This window comes from Streptoverticillium reticulum (genome assembly GCF_047456005.1).
Taxonomy (GTDB): domain Bacteria; phylum Actinomycetota; class Actinomycetes; order Streptomycetales; family Streptomycetaceae; genus Streptomyces; species Streptomyces reticulum.
Genome location: NZ_CP179755.1, coordinates 3788690 through 3807703 on the forward strand (window position 1 = coordinate 3788690; position 19014 = coordinate 3807703).

The following is a 19014-nucleotide window of genomic DNA, read 5'->3' on the forward strand; positions in this document are numbered from 1 at the left end:
CTTTCCGGGCCGCTCCGTCCTGGAGCGGCCCGGAGCGCTTTCGGCTGCGGGCCCGTCGTGGCTGGTCGCGCCCACGCGGCGGAGCCGCATATCGATACAGCCCCGCGCCCCTTCGGGGCCCGGTCAAAGCCCGCTCACACCCGCACCGGCGCCGCCTCGCGGGTCCCCACCCACGTCCCCAGGGCGATCTCCGCCGTGATGCCCGGCCCGAACCCCGCGATGACGCCCCGCGCCTCGTGGCCCGCGCCGCCGTCCTCGAAGAGCCGGTCGAGCGCGTCGAAGATGACCGCGCTGGCGATGTTGCCGCGCTCCGTCAGCGTGGCCCGGCTGTAGCGGAACATCTCGGGGGTCAGCCCCAGGTAGTGGCACAGGTCGTCGAGGATCCGCGGACCGCCCGCGTGGACGATGTAGAAGTCGAGGGCGGAGACGTCCCAGTCGTGCGGCTTCGCCATCTCGCGCATCGCGGGCGCCAGCATCGACATCGTGCCCGGCACCCGTTTGTCCAGGATGAAGTGGAAGCCCGTGTCCCGGACCCCGTAGGAGATCCAGGCCTCCGTATCGGGCACCAGGTGCGAGCCGTTGCGCTCCAGGTGCACCCCGTTGCCGCCCTGGCCGCGCACCACGGCCGCCGCCATGCCGTCGCCGAAGAGGCCGTTGGAGAGCAGGTTGCCCACGCCCAGGTCCGTCGGCTGGTAGAGCAGCGAGCAGAACTCGCAGGCCACGATGAGCACATTGGCCCGCGGGTAGGCCATGCAGAAGTCGTGCGCGCGGTTGATGGCGGCGCCGCCGGCCGCGCATCCGAGCTGGGCGATGGGGAGTTGGCGGGTCTCGTTCCGGAAGCCCATGGTGTTGATGAGCCACGCCGTCATCGACGGCATCATGAAGCCCGTGCACGAGACGTACACGATCATGTCGATGTCGCGGACGGTCACCTCGGCCATGTCGAGCGCCCGCTGCACGACGTCGGGCACCCTCGCCTTGGCCTCCGCCTCGTAGCGCGCGTTGCGCGTGGTGAAGCCGGGGTGTTTGAGGGTGTCCTCGATCGGCTGCACCAGATGGCGCGTCTGGACGCCCGTGTTGCCGATGAGCCGCAGTGCCAGGTCGAGCTGCGGGTGGTCGGCGTGCAGCGTGCGCGCCAGCTCCAGGGTCTCTTCCCGCGTGATCACATGCTCGGGTACCGCGATGGCCGGTCTGCACAGTGTCGCCATGGCGGCCTCCCGTTTTCCCGTTGCCAGAGCAAGGCCGCCCCTCTGGCGCGGCAGCCTATCTCCACGTCTCCCGCAACAAAAAGCGCGCCACACCTCTAGTCCGGCAGTTCACCCGAATAGTGGACCATTCGGAGTAAACCAAACGAACATGCGTCGAACATGATGTGAAAGATTCACCCGATCGTCGGCGGCGTGCGCCGGTACGCATCAGAAGGGCGTCAGGAGTGCCCGCGTCCTCTTGAGCCCGGGCCGCCGGACTCCTTGTATGGATCCCGTGAACAGCCCTCTGCGCGAGAACGACCGGCCGCCTCATACGGCGACGCCGCGTCCTGCGCGCTGTTCGCGTCCGGCCGGGATACCGGCGCCGCGCGGCTGAGCCCCGCGCCGTCCCGCCTGCCGTAGCCGCCTCCGGCTCCGGCCGTCCCTCACATCACCCGGCACCGCCGGAACACCGCCCCCTCCCCCGGTGCGCCCTGTCGCGCCCGGCGGGGCGCTCCCGCCTTCCCCAATCCCGGAGTGGATCATGTCTTCCGCCGTCTCGCCCGCCCCCCGGACCGTGCTGGTCACCGGTGCCACCTCCGGCATCGGCTGGGAGACCGCCCGGCTGCTCGCCGGACAGGGCGACACCGTCGTCCTGCACGCACCGGACCAGGCCTCCGGCGACGATGCCGTCGCCCGGCTCGTGGCCACGGGTGCGAACCCGCTCCAACTGCGGCTCGTCGTCGCCGACTTCTCCCGGCTCGACGAGGTCCGCGCGATGGCCGCCCGCGTCGCCGACGCGCACCCCGCCCTGGACGCGCTGGTCAACAACGCCGCCGTCGCCGCGCCCGAGCGGCGCACGATGACCGGGGACGGCAACGAACTCTCCCTGCAGGTCAACTTCCTGGCCGCCTACCTGCTCACCAAGGAGCTCTCCGGCGCGCTGTCCGCCCGCCCCGGCGGCCGCGTCGTCAACGTGTCGTCCTCCATGCACCGCACCGCGTCCATCGCCTGGAACGACCCCCACCGCGCCCGCCGTTACTCCCGGCTCGCCGCCTACGCCCAGTCCCAGCTCGCCCTCACGATCTTCGCCCGCGCCGGGGCCCCCGCCGGGGCCGGCTGGACCTCCGTCAGCGTGCACCCCGGCATCTGCGAGACCGCGCTCATGCCCCTCTACGCGCACGAGGGCGACTCCGCCACCGAGGGCGCGCAGCGCGTGGTGCGCCTGTGCGACCCGGCGACCGAGGTCGTCCCGGGCGGCTACTACGACCGCACGGCGCTCTCCCCCGCCGCACCGGTCGCCATGGAGGACCGCACGGTCCGCCGCCTGTGCAAGCTCGCCGACCAGTTGGTCGGCAACGCCGCCTGAAACCCGGCCACTCATCACTGGAAAGAAGGAACCCGTCCATGTCCAAGCGCGCCCGCAAGAAGAAGGCCCGTCGCAAGAAGCCCGCCAACCACGGCAAGAAGGCCGGCGGCCGCTAGGCGCCGCCGACACAGCATCATGGCCGCACCGACGCGTCACACCATGCCCGTCCCGGCCGGCGCCCCCTGGGAGTCCTGGTTCCCGTCGGGACGCCCCGGGCTGGGCTCCCTCACGGAGCACATCCGGTCGACCGGGACGGGCCACTGGTGGGCCGACGACCCGCGGGCACCGCGGGCCGGAGCGGTCGGCTGCGCGGGCCACGTCCTGCTGGGCGGCGACCCGCGGGCCCTGCGCCCCGAGGACCTGGCCCCGCTGGCCCACAGCTGGTTCGCCGCACCGGACCGCTTCCTGCCCCTGCTCGGGGCCGCCTTCGACCGGATCGTGCCGTGGGAGCGCATGGTGTGGGTCCGGGACGGCGGCGCGGGACGCGCGCCCGTACCGTCGCCGGACATCCGGATCCGCCGCCTCACCGCCGCCGACGCGAAGGCCGTCCGCGCCCTGGGCCCGGACCTCGCCTGGATCGCGGAGAGTTGGGGCGGTCCGCACGCCCTGGCCGTCTCCGGCCACTGCCGCGGCGCCTTCCGCAACGGCCGACTGCTGTCATTGGCCTGCACGTACTTCCTCGGCAGCCGTTACGAGGACATCGCCGTCGCCACCGCGCCGGAGGCCCGCGGCCGGGGCCTGGCGCGCGCGTGCGTCCACGCCCTCTGCGCGGACGTCGCCTCCCGCGGCCGCACCGCGAGCTGGACCTGCTCCCGCGACAACCACCCCAGCCGCGCCCTCGCCGCCGCGACGGGCTTCCGGCTCGTCCGCGAGTACGTGCACTACGCGGCCGGCCGGGCGGTTGCTCCTGCTACTTGCGGCACAGTGCGGTCGACAGCACCTTGATGGCGGCCTGGTCCTGCTTCTCCGTCTTGCTGATGTTCTGGTTGAGCGAGAGCGTGACCTGCCGCTTGCCGTCGGCCGTCGTGAAACTGAAGGTGTTGTATCCGGCGACGCTGCCCGTGTGGCCCCACACGGGCGCCTGCCCGCTCCCCGCGCAGTAGTTGACGCTGCCCTCCAGGCCGAGACCGTACGAGCGGCCGGGCCGGTCGGCGCCGTCCGGGCGCATGGTGTACATCTCGTGCTGCAGAGCGGGCGGCAGCAACGTGCCCTTTCCGAGCGCCCTGTAGAACGTGTTGAGGTCGTGGGTCGTCGAAATGAGCGTCCCTGCGCCCCAGTAGACGGACAGGCTGAACTCCGTCGTGTCGGTCGGCGCCGCGGACGGACCGTTGAACCACTCGTAGCCGTTCAGATGCGCACCGGGCATCTTCGGCGTGGTCGGGAACGACGTACCGGTCAGGTGCAGCGGTCGCACGATGCGCCGGCCGATCTCCTGGCCGAGCGAGTGACCGGTCGTCTTCTCGATCAGCAGGCCCAGGACGACGTAGTTGGTGTTGGAGTACGACCATGAGGTGCCCGGCGCGAACTTGGGCCCGGGCTCGGCCGCGATCGCGACCAGGTCCCGCGGGGTGTAGGTGGCGGTCTGCAGATCCCGAACCGCGTTCTCCCTCTTCATCAGGACGTCGGTGAGATAGTCGGCCAGTCCGCTGGTGTGCGCGAGCAACTGCCGTACGGTGATGTGCTCACCGTTGGGCACGAGGCCGGGCAGGTGCTGCTCGATGGCGTCGTCCAGACCGAGCTTGTGCTCGGCGACGAGCTGCAGCACGACGGTGGCGACGAAGCTCTTGGTGACACTCCCCGCGCGGAACTTGTCCCCAGCCTGTGCATGACGCCCGCTGCCGATGTCGGCGATCCCGCTGCTGCCCCGCCAGGTGCCGTGCTCGTCCCGCACCTCGGCTATGGCGCCGGGCACGCCCGCGGCGACCACCGCGTCCAGGGACTGCTGGAGCGCGGTGCGGCCTCCGGCCCGGTCCGGGGTCGCGGCGGCGGCCGGGGCCGCCGCCGCGGGGACGACGGCCGCTGCGGCGAGCAGCGCGGAGACGAGTGCGGTGGACGTGCGGGACATCGGGGCTTCCTCCCGTTTGGTTGACGTGTTCATCACCATAGGCGGGAGTGCTCCGATGTGGATCATGATTGAGGAGGATGTGAGTGGGGGCGCCCCCTAGGGTGCGCCCTGAAGGGGCGCGAAGATCCGCCGGACACGCCCTGGAGGCAGCCCCTACGAGTCCCCGGGGGTGAGCGACTTCACCAGGTCGACGGCCTCCTTGAGGCCGAGGCCCGACCGTGCCTGCCGGAGCGCCCGGACGGCCTTGACCTCGTGCGTGACGGGGTCGACCCCGGCGACGGCGAGGGTCTTGCGCGCCCAGTCCTGGGTGGCAGCCTGGTCGGCGGAGGCGAACTCCTCGACGATGGCGAGCGCGCGCCGCAGGCCGGGCCGTTCGGCCTCGTCGGCCTCGCCGAGCGCGGTGCGGAGGGCGTCCTTGACCGGCGTCAGGTCGGGGAGCAACGGGCGGTTCGAAGGCCAGAAGTTGAGCATGGCCCAATTATGGCCGGTGCGTTTCCAGCTCGAACCAGACCGTCTTGCCGATCCCGTGCGGCCTGGTACGCACGTCCCAGGCCGTGGCGAGCGCGGCCACCAGGGCCAGGCCGCGGCCGGACTCGTCGCCCGGCGAGGCGTTGCGCTCGCGCGGCAGGCCGTCGCCCGCGTCCGACACCTCGACCCGGAGCGTCTTACCGACGATGACGCACCGGGCGCTGATCTCCCGGCCGGGGGCGGCGCGTACGTGCCGGCACGCGTTCGTCATCAGCTCGCTGAGGAGAAGGACGGCCGTCTCGGCCTCGGGCTCGGGGAGTTGCCATTCCTGCGCCTGCTCGCGCAGCAGCATGCGGGACCGGCCCACGCTGCGCGGGTGCCGCGGGAGGCACCATCCGGCGAACCGGTCGGGGAGGGGGTTTGTCATGAGTGCGTATCCCTTGTTGCTCAGCGCCGTCACTCGGGAGCGGGGCATTTGCACCCGCCGAGGGGTCACAGCGTGGGCTTCGCGGGAACATGCCGGGCAGGGGCGAGGCGGGTACGGTGCCGGGTTGTACCTGCGATGGCCCCGGGGAGGGTGGGGTGCGGCATGACGTCGCCGATGGCCTGGCGGTACTGCGGCAACCAGATCAAGCTCTGGCGGACGCGGGCCGGAGTGAGCCGGGAGGAGCTCGCCAAGGAGGCGGGGTACGAGTACGAGACGATCAAGTCGATGGATCAGGGGCGTCGGCGACCGACATTGCATCTGCTCCAGATCGCAGACCAGCTGTGCGGCGCGGGCGAACTGCTGGTGGCGGCCAAGGATTACCTGAGGCCGGAGCGATTCGTCTCGTATGCGCAGGACTTCATGCTGCTCGAAGCGGATGCGATTGCGCTCAGCTCCTACCAGCCGCAACTCATCCCGGGGCTACTGCAGACCGAGGAGACCATGCGGCTCCTGTTCAATGGGCATTGGCCGCCGCTGGACGACGAGATCATCGAAGAACGCGTCGCCGCCCGGCTTGCACGCCAAGCCATGCTGGACAAGGCGACCAAGGTCTTCAACTTCATTGTCGGGGAAGCAGCGTTGCGTACCACCCTGGGCGACAGGGAAGCACACAAGCGACAGCTCCTGCATCTGCTGTCAGCCGGCAAACGGCGCAACGTCACCATTCAGGTCCTGCGTACAGGCGGTGTGCATCCAGGGCTCGACGGGCCATTCGTCCTGCTTGAGATGCCCGATCACGACCGTCTTGTCTACGAGGAGGGCCAGCAGTCAGGCGTGCTCTATTCCGAACCGGAGAAGATCGGAATCATGGTCCATCGCCATGTCATGCTCGCCCAGCGGGCTCTCAGCCCGGACGAGTCCGCGCGTTTCATCAGAAAGTTGGCGGAAGAGTTGTGATTGCCAAATCAACTTGGATCAAGTCGCGTTACAGCGGCGGAGCGGGCGGTGACTGCGTCGAGGTGCGCTCCACACCCGACGCCGTTCACGTCCGAGACTCGGGGCGAATACGGGCGCCCCGGCTCGCCTTCCCCACGGCCTCCTGGGCGGTGTTCATAGGGCACATAGCCGCACCGTAGGGGCCCGAGACCCGGGGCCCGAGATCCGAGCGCTGTATGCAAGGAATGGGTGGTGGTGATAACCCACCCACCCTCCCAACTCCCGTGCGCACACGTCCGGATGACATTTCCCGAGCGAGCCGTCACGGCGCGCGGCGACCGTGTAGCGTCCCCAGCAACAAGCGACCCCCGCCGGTGCGTAGGAACACCGAACGGGGGTCTACCACCCAGATCACTACGCAGAAGTGGATCTCAATGGCTACCGCCGAGCTTACCCCTGCCGCGCCCGCGTACGCGCCCCCGATGGCCCGTCCGGGGTACGGAAAAAAGTCCGCACCGGACCAAGCACCGCACCGCGCGGGCGACTTCGCTCACCTGCCCGAACGCGAGGCGTCGGTCGCCGCACACATCGACCGGCTCCCGGACGGCGCCGCGGTCGACATCAAGACGCTGGCCAGGGAGCTGGCCGCATACGGCCAGCAGGCGGTGGCCAAGGCCCTGGAGAACCTCTCGAAGGCGGGCCACCTGCGCCGCTTCAGGGAGCCGGTCGGCACCCAGTGGGTGACCCGCACCCACTTCTCCCGCACCGCGCGGGACGACGCGTGGTGGAGCCACTACCTGAACCACGACGAGGCGCCGCCCACCAAGGCGGCCCGCAGCGAGGCGTACGAGGCGCTGGCGGCCGTCGGCCGCACCGCGCCCCGCATGACACTCTCCGCGGCGGAATGCGCCCAACTGGAGCCGCTGGCAGCGGAATGGCTGGCCCGAGGGGTCACGAGGGAGCAACTGACCGCCGCCCTCACGAGCGGCCTCCCGAACCCGGTGCACTCGCCGGGTGCGCTCGCCCGCAGGCGCTTGACGGACAAGCTGCCGCCGGAACAGCCGGTCCGGCAGCCCGCCGCCCGCATCATGGAGTGCACCGCATGCCGCGTCCCGGGCCACCCGGAGGCCCTGCCCGGCGGCCTGTGCCGCCAATGCCGGGGCGAGGAAAGGCCACTTGACCCGACGGCCGGCACGGCGGCCGTGGTCCGCGCGAACGCGGCCCGAGTCCGGGCGGCGATGCGGAGCAACAGACAGCCCATGTAGCGGATTCGCGGCCGATGACCCTGTCAGTCCTCCGAGAAGCTGAGGACTGACAGACAGGCCATCCGGTCTGGGCCCTCGTTGTGGATACCCGGTCCACCCACACCGTATCGGAAACACCGCCCCCGCGTACCGAATACCGCACGTAGCGCCACCGGCACACCAAGTACCCGCCAAACGTGTACAGTTCACAACGGCGCGCCGAGCGCGCCCCCCTTCAAAGAGGAGCCGACGACGTCGGGTTCGCGGAGGACCCGATCCCGGGTTCCTCCGGTAGCGGTCACCGGTACTTGGCCGCACTGCATGAAGGGGGGCGCCAGTGGGGCGTCACCGTAAGATCCGCCCGTCGGCCTGGAAGCGCATCGCGCAGAAGGTTCGGGGGTGGTTTCGCGGCCGATGACTTGTCAGTCCTCCACCACGCTGAGGACTGACAAGTAGGCCATACGGTCTGGCCCTCGTTGTGGATTACCGGTCCATGGCGGGGGCCGCTCCCGTACCGTACCCGGAACACCACCCCGGCGTACACAACCTCACCCCTCCGGCGTGACCGCCCTAGTGCACCCCTCCCACCCCGCACTCCCGCCCTAGTGCGCTAGTGCAGCACGCCACATAACTCCTGCCCATCATTGCGATGTTGAGCGCGTACGCCGTACATTCAGCGACATGGAGACCACCGACGTCCTCATCTCCGGCGCCGGCATCGCCGGCACCGCACTCGCGCACTGGCTGCACCGGGCCGGGTTCACCCCCACCATCGTCGAGCGCGCCCCCGCGCCCCGCCCCGGCGGGCAGACCGTCGATCTGCGCGGTGCCGGGCGCACCGTCGTCGAGCGCATGGGGCTCATGCCCCAGGCCCGAGCCGTCACCGTCGACCAGCGCGGGCTCGCGCTCGTCGACGGCCGTGGGCGGATCACCGCCCGCATGCCCGTGGACGCCTTCGGCGGCGAAGGGATCGTCTCCGAGATCGAGATCCTGCGCGGCGACCTCGCGCGCGTGCTGTACGACGCAACGGCGCCGGACACGGAGTACCTCTTCGACGACACCGCCACCGCGCTCGACGAGGACGCCGACGGCGTCACCGTCACCTTCGAGAAGGCCGCCCCACGCCGCTTCGCCCTCGTCGTCGGGGCGGACGGGCTGCACTCCGCCGTCCGCGGTCTGGCGTTCGGGCCGGAGGAGCAGTGCGTGCGTCAACTCGACTGCTTCATATCCTGGTTCACGGTCGACAGCGAGGACATGGACCTCGACGGCTGGTTTCTCATGTACAACGCCCCCGGCGGGCTCGTCGCGTCCGCCCGGCCGGGGCGGCTGCCGGGTGAGGTCAAGGCCGGGCTGGCCTTCCGGTCGGCGGAGCCGCTCCGTTACGACCGGCGTGACACCGAGGCCCAACGGGAGCTGGTCGCACGGCGCTTCGCGCACGTCACGGGCTGGGAGGTGCCGCGGCTGCTGGCGGGCATGCGGACCGCGCCGGACTTCGCCTTCGACTCCCTGGGCCAGGTGCACCTCGACCGCTGGTCCCGCGGCCGCGTCGTGCTGCTGGGCGACGCGGGCTACTGCCCGACGCCGCTCACCGGCCTGGGGACGAGCCTCGCGCTGGTCGGCGGCTACCTGCTGGCCGGCGAACTGGCCGCGGCCCGTGGCGACCACCGGGCCGCGTTCGCCGCGTACGAGCGGCTCATGCGGCCGTACGTCGCCACGTCGCAGCAATTGCCGCCCGGCGGCACCGGGGGATATGCGCCGCGCAGTGCACTCGCCATCCGTATGCGGGCCGCCTCGATGCGGTGGATGACCCGGTGGCCGCTGCGGAATGCGATGGCTGCGCAGTTCGCCAAGGCCGGGGATATTGCGCTGCCGGAGTACAGCGATCTCACCCCCGTCCACCCCGGCTGAGAAGCCATACCGAACAAACGGTATGTTTTATTCCGATGGAGGGCCGCTCACCCTTGCCGCCCGGGGATTCCCGGGCGGCAAGGGTGCTTTCCCGTACCCGGCCGCTGCCTGGCAAACTCGCACCCCATGACGACCGCGAATCTGCTGCTCCCCGGAAAAGTCACCTTCATCACCGGCGCCGGCTCCGGCATAGGCGCCGCCGCGGCCCGCGTCTTCGCGCGGGAAGGTGCAACCGTCGTGCTGGCCGGCCGCCGTGAGGACCGGCTGGCCGCCGTCACCGAGGAATTGCGGGAGTCCGGCGCCGAGGCCTCGTACATCGTCGCCGACGTCGCCCGCCCCGAAGCGGCGCGCACGGCGATCGCGTTCACGGTCGAGAAGTACGGCCGGCTGGACGCCGCATTCAACAACGCGGGAATCGGCGGCGACCGGACCCCGCTGCACCTCATGGCGGACGACGTCTACGACGCGATCATGGAGACCAATGTCCGGGGCGTGTGGAACTGCCTGCGCCACGAGATAGCGGCCATGCTGGAAAACGGCGGCGGCGCCATCGTCAACAACAGCAGCGTCGGCGGGCTCGTCGCCATCCCGGCCGCCGCCCCCTACGTCGCCTCCAAGCACGCCGTGGTCGGCCTGACCCGGGCCGCCGCCGACGAATACGCCCGGGAGGGGATCCGGGTCAACGCCGTGGCGCCCGGCACGACGCGCAGCGAGATCACGGTGGACTGGTTCGCCCGGAACCCGGGCCTGGAGGCCACGGCCCACTCCATGACGCCGCAGGGCCGCACGGCCGCCCCGGAGGAGATCGCCGAGACGGTGGCGTGGCTGCTCAGCGACCGGTCGCCGTTCCTGACGGGCGCGGTGGTGCCGGTCGACGGCGGCTTCGTCAACCAGTAGGCAGCCGGCCGCTCAGGACGATCCGGAAGGCCGGCAGCCCGTACTGGCTCCCGGCGACCTCGACGACGCCGTTCCCCGAGGTCCGGACGTCCAGCAGGCAGGGCGCGTCGAACTCGACGTACCGGCCGAAGGAGGTGGACACGGCCGTGGGCGCGGTCCACAGCGGGCCGCAGGCCGCCCGGGCGGCCTGGTGGGCGGCGGTGAGCAGGGCGAGGCCGGGGACGTGGTCGACGGGGTGGTCGAACATCTCGGTGTTCGCCGGGTCGTTGCGCAGCAGCCAGCGGTCCGGGCGGCCGGTGGCGGACAGTGCGACCTCTTCGGCCGAGGAGCAGCCCACGAGTTCCGGCGCCACCGGCTCCGGCACGTCCCAGCCGCCCCAGGGCGCCGTCAGGTGGTCGCCGCGCAGCCGCCGGTAGACCTGCGGGGAGATCCACTGGGACCGCGAGTCGGCCCGGCACACCACCCGGCCCTCGTGCCGGACCGTGAATTCCATGATCTCGGCGCCGATCACCCGCCCGCCGCGCCGGATCATCTGCGAGCAATTCAGCTCCACGGTGACGGGCGTGCGCCCGTCCCGCCATTCCGGCGCCGGCCCGGTCAGGGTGCAGTTCAGTTTCTTCAGGAGCGACTGGTATTCCAGCGGCACCCCGAACGCGGCATGCGAAACGGCGAGCCCGCACTGCCGGACGAGCCCGGCGGCCGTTCCGGCCGCGGGCCGGGCGCCGCCCGGTCCCTCCGGTTCGCCGGGCCATTCGGCGCCGACCAGGAATACCTCGGGCGACGGGCGCGTCCAGCCGGTGACGAGAACGCCGCTCTGGTCCTTGAGATGGACCAGCTCCTTGGGAACCAGCCGCGGCACCTCCTCGGGAACAGCGGATTTCCGCAGGCAGGCGGCCATGACCTGCGGCCGGCCGGACTCCGATTTCGGGGTTTCCGGGGCCAGCGTGCAGGATTGGTACACCGTTGCGGACATGATCCCCCCCTGGGATGCCTGACTCGAACGCTCGAGTGGGGCAGGACGTTGCGCCAAGATACCTACTAATCGGTACTTATCACCAGGGGGGACGGAGCAGAAGGAGGGGATTGCCGTGGCGCAGCAGGAGCGCGCGATCCGGACCCGGCAGGCGATTCTGGAGGCTGCCGGAAAAGTCTTCGACGAGTCCGGGTACGAGGCCGCCACGATTGCCCACATCCTTGCCTGCGCCAAGGTGACCCGGGGTGCCCTGTATTTCCACTTCAGCTCAAAAGAGGATCTTGCCCGGGGCGTTCTCGACGAAGCAGTGACAACCGAGGGCGTTTCGCCCCAGCCGTTCAAATTGCAGGAATTGGTGGACACCTCGCTGCTGCTCGCGTACCGGGTCCAGCGGGAGCCGCTGCTGCGCGCCTCGATCCGGCTGTCCGTCGACCAGCGGGCCCGGGCCATGTTCGGCACCCGGTGGCCCGACTGGATCACGGTGACCGCCGCGCTGGTCCAGGACGCCAAGGACCAGGGCGAAACCCTTCCGCACGTCGTCCCGGAGGAGGTCGCGCGCCTCATGGTCGGCGCCTGGACGGGCGTCCAGCTGATCTCCGAGGCCATGCCCGAGCCGCCGGAGCTCGCGGACGAGATCTCCCTGCTCTACCAGCTGATGATGCCCAACATCGCGGTGCCGGGCGTGCTGGCCCGGCTGGACATGGCGCCGGACCGGCCACTGCGGCTGATGTCGTCCGCGGAGGACGCGGACGTGGCGAACGGCGACGCCGCGACATGAAAGAAGCGTGAGAAAGCCCCTCCCCCACTGTCTACAGTTCTGTAGACATTCATCGAGGAGAGGGGCGGCGGAACCATGCCGATATCCGGCAGTTCCAGCGGTGGCGCACTGGCCGAGCAGACATCCGGTGCCCGGCACCGGAGCCGGGCACCGCAGGCGGGCCTCGGCAAAGTGCCCGAAGTGACGGCCCTGTTCTGGGTGGTGAAGATCCTCACCACCGGTATGGGCGAGACCGCCTCGGACTACCTGGGCCGGACGCTCGGCCCGATACCCGCCGGATGTCTCGGACTCACCGGTTTCGCCGCCCTGCTGGCCCTGCAGTTCCGCTCGGCACGGTACCGGCCGTGGATCTACTGGTCGGCCGTGGTCATGGTCAGCGTCTTCGGCACCATGGCCGCCGACGTCGTCCACGTCGTGGCCGGCGTCCCCTACACCGTCTCGGCGGTGGCGTTCTGCGGTGCACTGGCCGCGATCCTGGCCGGCTGGTACGCGTCCGAGAAGACCCTGGCCGTCCACAGCATCCGCACCCGCCGGCGCGAGACGTTCTACTGGGCGACGGTGCTCGCCACGTTCGCCCTCGGCACCGCGATCGGCGACCTCACGGCGGGCACGCTGCACCTGGGCTATCTGCCGTCCGGCATCCTCTTCGCCGTGGCCATCGCCGTGCCGGCGCTGTCCGGGCGCTTCGCGTGGATGAACCCGGTGGCGGCGTTCTGGTCGGCGTACATCCTGACGCGGCCGCTGGGCGCGTCGTTCGCGGACTGGATGGGCGTACCGGGCGCCCGCGGCGGGCTCGGGTGGGGGACGGGCCCGGTGACGCTGGCGCTGCTGGTCCCGATCCTGTGCCTGATCGGCTACTTGGCGGTCAGCCGCAAGGACACCCCGCGGGGGCAGCGGTAGGGAACACCGGGGCCGGCGCGCCGCCTGCGCCCCGCAGGGGCGCGGGGAACTGCGCGACAAGCCCCCACCGACCCGCAGTCGACACACGATCCCGGGTTCCGGGGCGCAGCCCCGGGGCAGCACGTCGCCTGCGGGCGCGTCGTGGCTGGTCGCGCCCACGCGGCGAAGCCGCATGATGCAGCACAGCCCCGCGCCCCTGCGGGGCGCTAGGGCCTGTCCAGGAACATCAACCGCGCCCGCTTCTCCGAAAGTTCGATCTCCGGCCCCCGCTCGAACCCCGTCCGCTCCAAGCGCGCAATGGCCTTCGCATTGCGCGCGTCCGGTTCGGCCACGATCCGCCGCCGTGCCGGGTCCTCGGCCAGGACCCAGTCCAGGAACACGGACAGCAGCGCCTCCGTGAAGCCCGGCTCCGGGGCGCCGTCCATCGGGCCCACCAGCAGGTGGATGCCGAAGTCGCCGGGCTGCACGGCGTAGCACTCGCCGACCGGGTCGTGCTCCGGTTCGTACGTCTGGAAGAGGGCCACGGGACGGCCGTCCCGGTGGACCAGATACGCGTGGTGCGTGCTCAGCGAGTCCAGGTACTCGTAGATCTCCAGGACCCGCTCGCGGCCCGCCTCCCGCATGCCCCAGAAGCGGGCGCGCTCCTCGCTCACCCAGGCGTGGAGGAGGTCGGCGTCCGCCGCGGGGGCGACCGGGCGGATGCCGACGGTGCCGAAGCCCTCGGCCTTCTGCTCGTGCACGAAGTTCATGACGTGGTGTTCTCCCGTTCCAGGGTCAGCCGGTCCCAGTCGGTGATCACGGGGACGAGCTCGCCGCGCTGCCACAGCGGCAGTTGGTCTCGGTGGTGGGGGTCGCCGGGCACGCCGGAGGCGCCGAACGGGACGATCCAGCGGCTGTTGTCGCGCCGCGCGACGTCCCAGGCGTAGCGCGCCGCGGAGGCCCGCGCGCTGCGGTCGGTGAAGCCGGGGACGCTCGACGTGGACAGGACGCAGTCGTGGTCGCCGGAGAGCCCGGGCCATTCCTCGGGCACGGCGCCGGGCAGCGCCTGCCAGGGCGCGAGGCGGTGCGCCTCGCCCCAGGTGCCCGTGGGCTCCCCGGCGGCCGCGGTCTCCTCGACCGCGGCCCTGACGGCCTCGGCCCGGTCGGCGGCGGGCAGCGGCCCGGCGGTCAGCAGGCCCTCCAGGGCGTAGGCGATGCGCGGGACGAGCGCGAGCCACGGCAGGAACACCTCGGGACACTCCGGGAGTTCGGCCAGCGGGGCCAGCGCCGGATGGGCGGCCAGGCGGCGCACGACCGCTGACCGCACGGCGGCGTACGCCATGGCGTCGGTGCTGTCCGCGTCCATGTGCCGGTCCCAGCACAGGAGCCGGTCGCGCAGCGCCGCGGCCCCGGGGGTCAGCCCGTCGAGCCCGTCCAGCAGCTCCAACAGCGGCTCTGCCGATGCCAGATGGGTGTCCGTGTGCACGGCGGCCATGTCCTCCGCCGCCCACGCCCTGCGCTCGTCGAGCAGCTGCCGGATGCGCGTGGCACGGTGCGGTGCGGCGAACTCGACGCCCAGCGGCGTCGCGATGCCGCGCGCGTTCGCCATCACGGCCACGTCGTCGACCGGCTCGCGCGGCAGCTCCTCGTGCCAGCCGCGCCAGGCGTGGTCCGGCTCCCAGGCCGGCACGACCCGCAGGCCGTTGTCCCGGTGCCGCACCGGTACGGCGCCCGCGACGCGGTGCAGCAGGCCGCCCTCGGTGTCCGCGGCCAGGACGACGTTCACGGGCTCCGCCCAGGCGTCGAACGCCCGGTCCACGTCGGCGACCGTCCTCGCCCGCAGCAGTGCGGGGAGGGTGGCGAAGCCCAGGTCCTCGCGGACGCGCGGCGGGCAGCGGAGGCTGACGACGTCGCCGTCGTCGTCGCTGCCGTCGGCGTCGCCGATGACGACGACGCCGCGCTCGGTCTCGACCACCTCGACGGTGACCGGGTCTCCCCCGGCCACCTCGATCGTCTCGACGTGCGCGGCGGCGGGCCGCCAGCCGTCCGGGCCGAGCGCCTCGACCCCGGTTCCGGTCCTGCGGAGCCGTTCGCGGTAGAGGTCCTGGTAGTCGGCCATCGCGTTGGTGATGGCCCAGGCCACCGTCCCGGTGTGGCCGAAGTGGCCGGTGCCGGGAACGCCGGGGACGGCCAGGCCCACCACGTCGAACTCCGGGCAGGACAGCCGGATCTGCTGGTAGATGCCCGGGTCCTCGATGAAGCGGTGCGGGTCGCCCGCGACGACGGCGGCGCCGGTGGCGGTGCGGTCTCCCGCGACGAGCCAGCCGTTGCTCCCGGACGTGCGGTGGCCGTCGGTGGCGAACAGGCCGATCGCCTCGGGCCCTAGCGTGCGGGCGACCCGTTCGCGCCACAGCTTGGCGGGGAAGCCCGCGAAGAGGAGGTGGTGGGACAGCCACACGGCGAGCGGCGTCCACGGCTGCCACGTTCCGGGGACGAGCCCGGTGGCCGCGAACTCCGGTGCCCGCCCGGCCCCTTCGGCCAGGCCCGCGTTGACGCCGTCGACGTAGCGCCGGACCCAGGCAGCGGTCTCGGCATCGCAGCGGTCCAGCCGTTCGAAGCAGCGCCGTGCGGTGTCGTCCAGGCGCGTCTGCCGGGCGAGGCGGTCCCAGCCCACGGCCTCGGCGCCGAGGAAGGACGCCGAGGTGCCCTGCGCGCGGTGCCGCTCGGTCTCCAGCTGCCAGGCGCGGTCGACGGCGGCGTTGTGGCCCTGGGCGAAGGCGAGTTCCTCCGCGCTGCCGGCGCGCAGGTGCGGGATGCCCCAGGGGTCCCGGTACGTCGCGAAGGTCATGCCGTGCCTCCCGTCCGCGTCGTCGCGAGGGCCCGGCGCCGGGCCGCCGGGACGACGAGCGGCGTGCCCGTCTCCGGATCGTCGATGACCCGGCAGGGCAGCCGGAAGACCGCCTCCACCAGTTCGGCCGTCACCACGTCGCCCGGTGCGCCCTCGGCCACGACCCGTCCGTCGCGCATGGCGATCAGGTGGGTGGCGTAGCGGGCGGCCTGGTTGAGGTCGTGCAGGACGGCCACCAGCGTGCGGCCCTGCTCCTCGTGCAGACGCGCGCACAGGTCGAGGATCTCCAGCTGGTGGGCGATGTCGAGGTAGGTCGTGGGCTCGTCGAGGAGCAGCAGCGGCGTCTCCTGGGCGAGGGCCATGGCGATCCACACGCGCTGCCGCTGGCCGCCCGACAGTTCGTCGACCATCCGGTCGGCGAGCTGGGCGACCCCGGTCGCCTCCATGGACTCGGTGACGACGCGCTCGTCCTCCGGCGACCACTGGCGCAGCAGCTTCTGGTGCGGGTAGCGGCCGCGGGCGACGAGTTCGGCGACCGTGATGCCGTCGGGGGCGATCGACGACTGGGGCAGCAGACCCAGGGTGCGGGCGACCTGCTTGGCGGGCAGGGAGGCGATGTCCTGACCGTCCAGCAGGACGGTCCCGGCGGCGGGCTTCAGCGTGCGCGACAGGGCGCGCAACAGGGTGGACTTGCCACAGGCGTTGGGGCCGACGACCACCGTGAAGGACCGGTCGGGAACGGCGACGGTCAGGCCCTCGGCGATGGTCCGCTGCTCGTAGGAGAGGGTCAGGTCGCTGCCGCTCAGCCGCGGTGCGCCGTGGGGTGCCATCGTCCGTGCTCCGTTCTCAGGTGTCGTTGTGGCGCTCATATCCGGCCCGCCCTGCGCTCGGCGGCGAGCAGCCAGACGAGGTAGCCGCCGCCGAGGACGCCCGTCACCACGCCGACCGGCAGCTGATGCCCGGGGAAGGCCTGCTGCCCGATCAGGTCGGCGCCGACGAGCAGGGCCGCGCCGGTGCACATGGAGGCGAGCAGGTTGGGGCCCGGCGACTTCGTCAGCCGTTTGGCCAGCTGGGGTGCGGTGAGGGCGACGAAGTTCACCGGGCCGGCGGCGGCCGCCGCGAAGGAGGCGAGCAGGACGGCGGCGGCCAGCAGCACCAGCCGCAGCCGCTCGACCGGGATGCCCAGGCCGCTCGCCGCGTCGTCGCCCATCTCCATCATCCGCAGCGGGCGGCTGCAGCCGAGGAGCACGACGGGGACCAGCACGGCCATCGCGACGAGCAGCGGCAGCACGTCCTTCCAGCCGCGGCCGTCCAGGCTGCCGGTGAGCCACAGCACGGCCCGCGCCGCGTCCATGAGCTGTCCGCGCGTCAGCAGGTAGCCGTTGACGCCCGTGAGGATGGCGGCGGTTCCGATGCCGATGAGGACGAGCCGCTGCCCGTGCACGCCCTGCCGCCAGGCGAGCAGGTAGATGACGACGCCGGTGGCCAGGCCGCCGGTGACCGCGCCCGTCGCGAGGGCGAGGCTGCTGCCCCCGGCGACGACGACGGCGAGCGCGCCGACCGCCGCGCCCTGGGTGAAGCCGAGCACGTCCGGGCTGCCGAGCGGGTTGCGGACGACCGACTGGAACAGCGCGCCGGCCAGCGCGAGGGCGGCGCCGACGAGCAGGGCGGTGACGACGCGGGGCAGGCGCAGTTCGTTGACGATGAAGTCGTGCGCGGGGTCGCCGTCCCCGACGAGGCTGCGGACGACGTCCGCCGGGCCGATCGGGTAGTCGCCGCTGCCGAGGGCGAACACGGCCAGGACGAGCGCCAGTACGGCGCATCCGGCGCCCGCGGCCAGCGCCCGCGGGCGGAAGCGGACGGAGCGGCCGCCGGCGAAGCGGATGACGCTCATGCGCGCACCGCCTTTCCGCGCCGCACGAAGTACAGGAACAGCGGCCCGCCGAGGACGGCCGTCACGATGCCCACCTGGAGTTCGCCGGGCCGGCCCAGGACCCGGCCGAGCACGTCCGCGCCGAGCAGCAGCACGGGCGCGAGCACCGCGCAGTAGGGCAGCATCCAGCGCAGGTCGGGGCCGGTCAGGGTGCGGACGAAGTGGGGCACCATCAGTCCTACGAAGACGATCGGCCCGCAGGCCGCGGTGGCCGCTCCGCACAGGAGCGTCACGGCGGCGACGGAGGCCGCGCGGGTGAGGGCGGGGCGGGCGCCGAGGGCGCGGGCCGAGTCGTCGCCGAGGGCCAGGGCGTTGAGCGGCCGGGCCAGGGCGAGGGCGAGCAGCAGGCCCGCCGCGACGAACGGCAGCACCTTGAGCACGGTCGAGGGCCGGGCGTCGGCGAGCGAACCGACCGTCCAGAAGCGCATCTTGTCGAGCGAGGCGGTGTCCAGCAGCATCACGGCGCTCACGTACGAGTAGAGCGTGGCGTTGAGTGCCGCGCCGGCGAGCGCCAGCCGGGCCGGGGTCGCCCCGCGGCCGCCGCCCACCGCGTAGAGCAGGGCCGCGACGGCTCCCGCTCCGGCGAGGGCGAACCACACGTAGCCGTTGAAGGTGGCCACGCCGAGGAAGGAGGCCGCGGAGGCCACGGCCGCGGAGGCGCCCGCGTTGATGCCCATCAGGCCGGGGTCGGCGAGGGGGTTGCGGGTCAGCGCCTGCATCACGCAGCCGGCCAGGCCCAGGGCGGCTCCGGCCAGCAGGCCGAGGAGCGTGCGGGGCAGGCGCATCCGGTGCACCACGGTGTAGGCCGGGGAGCCGCTGTCGAAGAGCCCGTGCCAGACCTCGGCGGGCGAGAGCTGCTTGGCGCCGAACCCGATGCTGAGCACCACGACGGCCAGCAGCACCAGGACGGATCCGGCCAGTCCGGCGGCGCGCACGGAGGCGCGGGTGCCGCCGGGCGGGCGGCCGCGGGAGGGCGGTGACGCCGTCGAAGCCCCTGGGGCTTGCGGTGACTTGGTGAGAGGCACGGGCGTGCTCCGGGTCACGGGGAGCGGTGGCCACCCCCACTGGACAGCAGTTTAGGTTAGGTTAACCTAATATCGCT

Annotated in this window: 20 protein-coding genes; 10 read left to right on the top strand and 10 right to left on the bottom strand. The window is 72.2% G+C overall.

All coding sequences use genetic code 11. The features are described from left to right. Positions 1-134: 134 nt before the first annotated feature. On the bottom strand, positions 135-1208 hold the full coding sequence (locus ACMATS_RS17130) for a type III polyketide synthase (protein WP_390776881.1): 1074 nt from the start codon (positions 1206-1208) through the stop codon (positions 135-137). Positions 1209-1731: 523 nt separating this feature from the next. Between ACMATS_RS17130 and ACMATS_RS17135 the strand changes: the two genes are divergently transcribed. The 3 genes from ACMATS_RS17135 to ACMATS_RS17145 are packed head-to-tail and all read left to right on the top strand — an operon-like array spanning position 1732 to position 3501. Further along, positions 1732-2556 carry an SDR family NAD(P)-dependent oxidoreductase gene (locus tag ACMATS_RS17135; protein WP_414168346.1) on the top strand — a complete coding sequence of 275 codons (825 nt, stop codon included), beginning with the start codon at positions 1732-1734 and terminating at the stop codon, positions 2554-2556. Positions 2557-2594: 38 nt separating this feature from the next. Further along, positions 2595-2672 carry a 50S ribosomal protein bL37 gene (locus ACMATS_RS17140; RefSeq protein WP_390777382.1) on the top strand — a complete coding sequence of 26 codons (78 nt, stop codon included), beginning with the start codon at positions 2595-2597 and terminating at the stop codon, positions 2670-2672. Positions 2673-2691: 19 nt separating this feature from the next. Further along, on the top strand, positions 2692-3501 hold the full coding sequence (locus ACMATS_RS17145; protein WP_414168347.1) for a GNAT family N-acetyltransferase: 810 nt from the start codon (positions 2692-2694) through the stop codon (positions 3499-3501). Here the strand turns inward: ACMATS_RS17145 and ACMATS_RS17150 are convergent. The 3 genes from ACMATS_RS17150 to ACMATS_RS17160 form a co-directional block, all read right to left on the bottom strand. Continuing rightward, entirely contained in the window at positions 3467-4621 is a 1155-nt protein-coding gene (locus ACMATS_RS17150) for a serine hydrolase domain-containing protein (RefSeq protein WP_414168348.1), read from the bottom strand. The genes ACMATS_RS17145 and ACMATS_RS17150 overlap by 35 nt on opposite strands. A 153-nt stretch (positions 4622-4774) precedes the next feature. Further along, positions 4775-5092 (bottom strand): hypothetical protein, encoded by a 318-nt coding sequence (locus ACMATS_RS17155; RefSeq protein ID WP_390776885.1) that lies wholly within the window; start codon positions 5090-5092, stop codon positions 4775-4777. A 7-nt stretch (positions 5093-5099) separates the two neighbouring features. Continuing rightward, positions 5100-5516, bottom strand: coding sequence for an ATP-binding protein (locus ACMATS_RS17160; protein ID WP_414168349.1), 417 nt, complete (start codon positions 5514-5516; stop codon positions 5100-5102). 162 nt (positions 5517-5678) lie between these two features. Between ACMATS_RS17160 and ACMATS_RS17165 the strand changes: the two genes are divergently transcribed. The 5 genes from ACMATS_RS17165 (at position 5679) to ACMATS_RS17185 (ending at position 10501) form a co-directional block, all read left to right on the top strand. Continuing rightward, a complete protein-coding gene (locus tag ACMATS_RS17165) occupies positions 5679-6473 on the top strand; it encodes a helix-turn-helix domain-containing protein (RefSeq protein ID WP_414168350.1) in 795 nt (264 codons plus the stop codon). Next, a complete protein-coding gene (locus tag ACMATS_RS17170; protein ID WP_390776888.1) occupies positions 6470-6652 on the top strand; it encodes a DUF397 domain-containing protein in 183 nt (60 codons plus the stop codon). The genes ACMATS_RS17165 and ACMATS_RS17170 overlap by 4 nt, the downstream gene beginning before the upstream one ends. 234 nt (positions 6653-6886) lie before the next feature. Beyond that, positions 6887-7717 carry a hypothetical protein gene (locus ACMATS_RS17175; protein ID WP_414168351.1) on the top strand — a complete coding sequence of 277 codons (831 nt, stop codon included), beginning with the start codon at positions 6887-6889 and terminating at the stop codon, positions 7715-7717. A gap of 660 nt (positions 7718-8377) precedes the next feature. Then, entirely contained in the window at positions 8378-9604 is a 1227-nt protein-coding gene (locus ACMATS_RS17180; RefSeq protein ID WP_414168352.1) for an FAD-dependent monooxygenase, read from the top strand. Positions 9605-9730: 126 nt separating this feature from the next. Further along, positions 9731-10501 (top strand): SDR family NAD(P)-dependent oxidoreductase, encoded by a 771-nt coding sequence (locus ACMATS_RS17185; RefSeq protein ID WP_390776891.1) that lies wholly within the window; start codon positions 9731-9733, stop codon positions 10499-10501. Here ACMATS_RS17185 and ACMATS_RS17190 read toward each other — a convergent pair. After that, positions 10491-11474: a ScbA/BarX family gamma-butyrolactone biosynthesis protein gene (locus ACMATS_RS17190; protein WP_414168353.1), complete on the bottom strand. Its 984-nt coding sequence runs from the start codon at positions 11472-11474 to the stop codon at positions 10491-10493. The genes ACMATS_RS17185 and ACMATS_RS17190 overlap by 11 nt on opposite strands. A 115-nt stretch (positions 11475-11589) precedes the next feature. Here ACMATS_RS17190 and ACMATS_RS17195 point away from each other — a divergent pair, with 115 nt between their 5' ends. Together ACMATS_RS17195 and ACMATS_RS17200 are read left to right on the top strand one after the other, a co-directional pair. Next, positions 11590-12252: a ScbR family autoregulator-binding transcription factor gene (locus tag ACMATS_RS17195; protein WP_414168354.1), complete on the top strand. Its 663-nt coding sequence runs from the start codon at positions 11590-11592 to the stop codon at positions 12250-12252. 75 nt (positions 12253-12327) lie between these two features. Further along, positions 12328-13152, top strand: a complete 825-nt coding sequence (locus ACMATS_RS17200; RefSeq protein WP_414168355.1) for a hypothetical protein — start codon at positions 12328-12330, stop codon at positions 13150-13152. A 206-nt stretch (positions 13153-13358) separates the two neighbouring features. Here ACMATS_RS17200 and ACMATS_RS17205 read toward each other — a convergent pair whose 3' ends face one another. From ACMATS_RS17205 to ACMATS_RS17225, 5 genes are read right to left on the bottom strand one after another with little or no spacing between them, the layout of a single operon-like run. Then, complete coding sequence (locus ACMATS_RS17205) at positions 13359-13901, bottom strand: GNAT family N-acetyltransferase (RefSeq protein ID WP_414168356.1); 543 nt, start codon at positions 13899-13901, stop codon at positions 13359-13361. Further along, positions 13898-15979: a penicillin acylase family protein gene (locus ACMATS_RS17210; protein ID WP_414168357.1), complete on the bottom strand. Its 2082-nt coding sequence runs from the start codon at positions 15977-15979 to the stop codon at positions 13898-13900. The genes ACMATS_RS17205 and ACMATS_RS17210 overlap by 4 nt, the downstream gene beginning before the upstream one ends. Continuing rightward, a complete protein-coding gene (locus ACMATS_RS17215) occupies positions 15976-16809 on the bottom strand; it encodes an ABC transporter ATP-binding protein (protein ID WP_391152735.1) in 834 nt (277 codons plus the stop codon). Before ACMATS_RS17215 ends, ACMATS_RS17210 begins: the two co-directional genes overlap by 4 nt. Positions 16810-16844: 35 nt before the next feature. Further along, positions 16845-17873, bottom strand: coding sequence for a FecCD family ABC transporter permease (locus ACMATS_RS17220; RefSeq protein ID WP_390776898.1), 1029 nt, complete (start codon positions 17871-17873; stop codon positions 16845-16847). Further along, positions 17870-18937, bottom strand: coding sequence for a FecCD family ABC transporter permease (locus tag ACMATS_RS17225; protein ID WP_390776899.1), 1068 nt, complete (start codon positions 18935-18937; stop codon positions 17870-17872). The genes ACMATS_RS17220 and ACMATS_RS17225 overlap by 4 nt, the downstream gene beginning before the upstream one ends. Between the last annotated feature and the right edge of the window lie 77 nt (positions 18938-19014).

Bases quoted from the DNA above. Each gene is read 5' to 3' on its own strand.
- ACMATS_RS17130 (WP_390776881.1), bottom strand. From the start codon at position 1,208: ATGGCGACACTGTGCAGACCGGCCATCGCGGTACCCGAGCATGTGATC.
- ACMATS_RS17135 (WP_414168346.1), top strand. From the start codon at position 1,732: ATGTCTTCCGCCGTCTCGCCCGCCCCCCGGACCGTGCTGGTCACCGGT.
- ACMATS_RS17140 (WP_390777382.1), top strand. From the start codon at position 2,595: ATGTCCAAGCGCGCCCGCAAGAAGAAGGCCCGTCGCAAGAAGCCCGCC.
- ACMATS_RS17145 (WP_414168347.1), top strand. From the start codon at position 2,692: ATGGCCGCACCGACGCGTCACACCATGCCCGTCCCGGCCGGCGCCCCC.
- ACMATS_RS17150 (WP_414168348.1), bottom strand. From the start codon at position 4,621: ATGTCCCGCACGTCCACCGCACTCGTCTCCGCGCTGCTCGCCGCAGCG.
- ACMATS_RS17155 (WP_390776885.1), bottom strand. From the start codon at position 5,092: ATGCTCAACTTCTGGCCTTCGAACCGCCCGTTGCTCCCCGACCTGACG.
- ACMATS_RS17160 (WP_414168349.1), bottom strand. From the start codon at position 5,516: ATGACAAACCCCCTCCCCGACCGGTTCGCCGGATGGTGCCTCCCGCGG.
- ACMATS_RS17165 (WP_414168350.1), top strand. From the start codon at position 5,679: ATGACGTCGCCGATGGCCTGGCGGTACTGCGGCAACCAGATCAAGCTC.
- ACMATS_RS17175 (WP_414168351.1), top strand. From the start codon at position 6,887: ATGGCTACCGCCGAGCTTACCCCTGCCGCGCCCGCGTACGCGCCCCCG.
- ACMATS_RS17180 (WP_414168352.1), top strand. From the start codon at position 8,378: ATGGAGACCACCGACGTCCTCATCTCCGGCGCCGGCATCGCCGGCACC.
- ACMATS_RS17185 (WP_390776891.1), top strand. From the start codon at position 9,731: ATGACGACCGCGAATCTGCTGCTCCCCGGAAAAGTCACCTTCATCACC.
- ACMATS_RS17190 (WP_414168353.1), bottom strand. From the start codon at position 11,474: ATGTCCGCAACGGTGTACCAATCCTGCACGCTGGCCCCGGAAACCCCG.
- ACMATS_RS17200 (WP_414168355.1), top strand. From the start codon at position 12,328: ATGCCGATATCCGGCAGTTCCAGCGGTGGCGCACTGGCCGAGCAGACA.
- ACMATS_RS17205 (WP_414168356.1), bottom strand. From the start codon at position 13,901: ATGAACTTCGTGCACGAGCAGAAGGCCGAGGGCTTCGGCACCGTCGGC.
- ACMATS_RS17210 (WP_414168357.1), bottom strand. From the start codon at position 15,979: ATGACCTTCGCGACGTACCGGGACCCCTGGGGCATCCCGCACCTGCGC.
- ACMATS_RS17215 (WP_391152735.1), bottom strand. From the start codon at position 16,809: ATGGCACCCCACGGCGCACCGCGGCTGAGCGGCAGCGACCTGACCCTC.
- ACMATS_RS17220 (WP_390776898.1), bottom strand. From the start codon at position 17,873: ATGAGCGTCATCCGCTTCGCCGGCGGCCGCTCCGTCCGCTTCCGCCCG.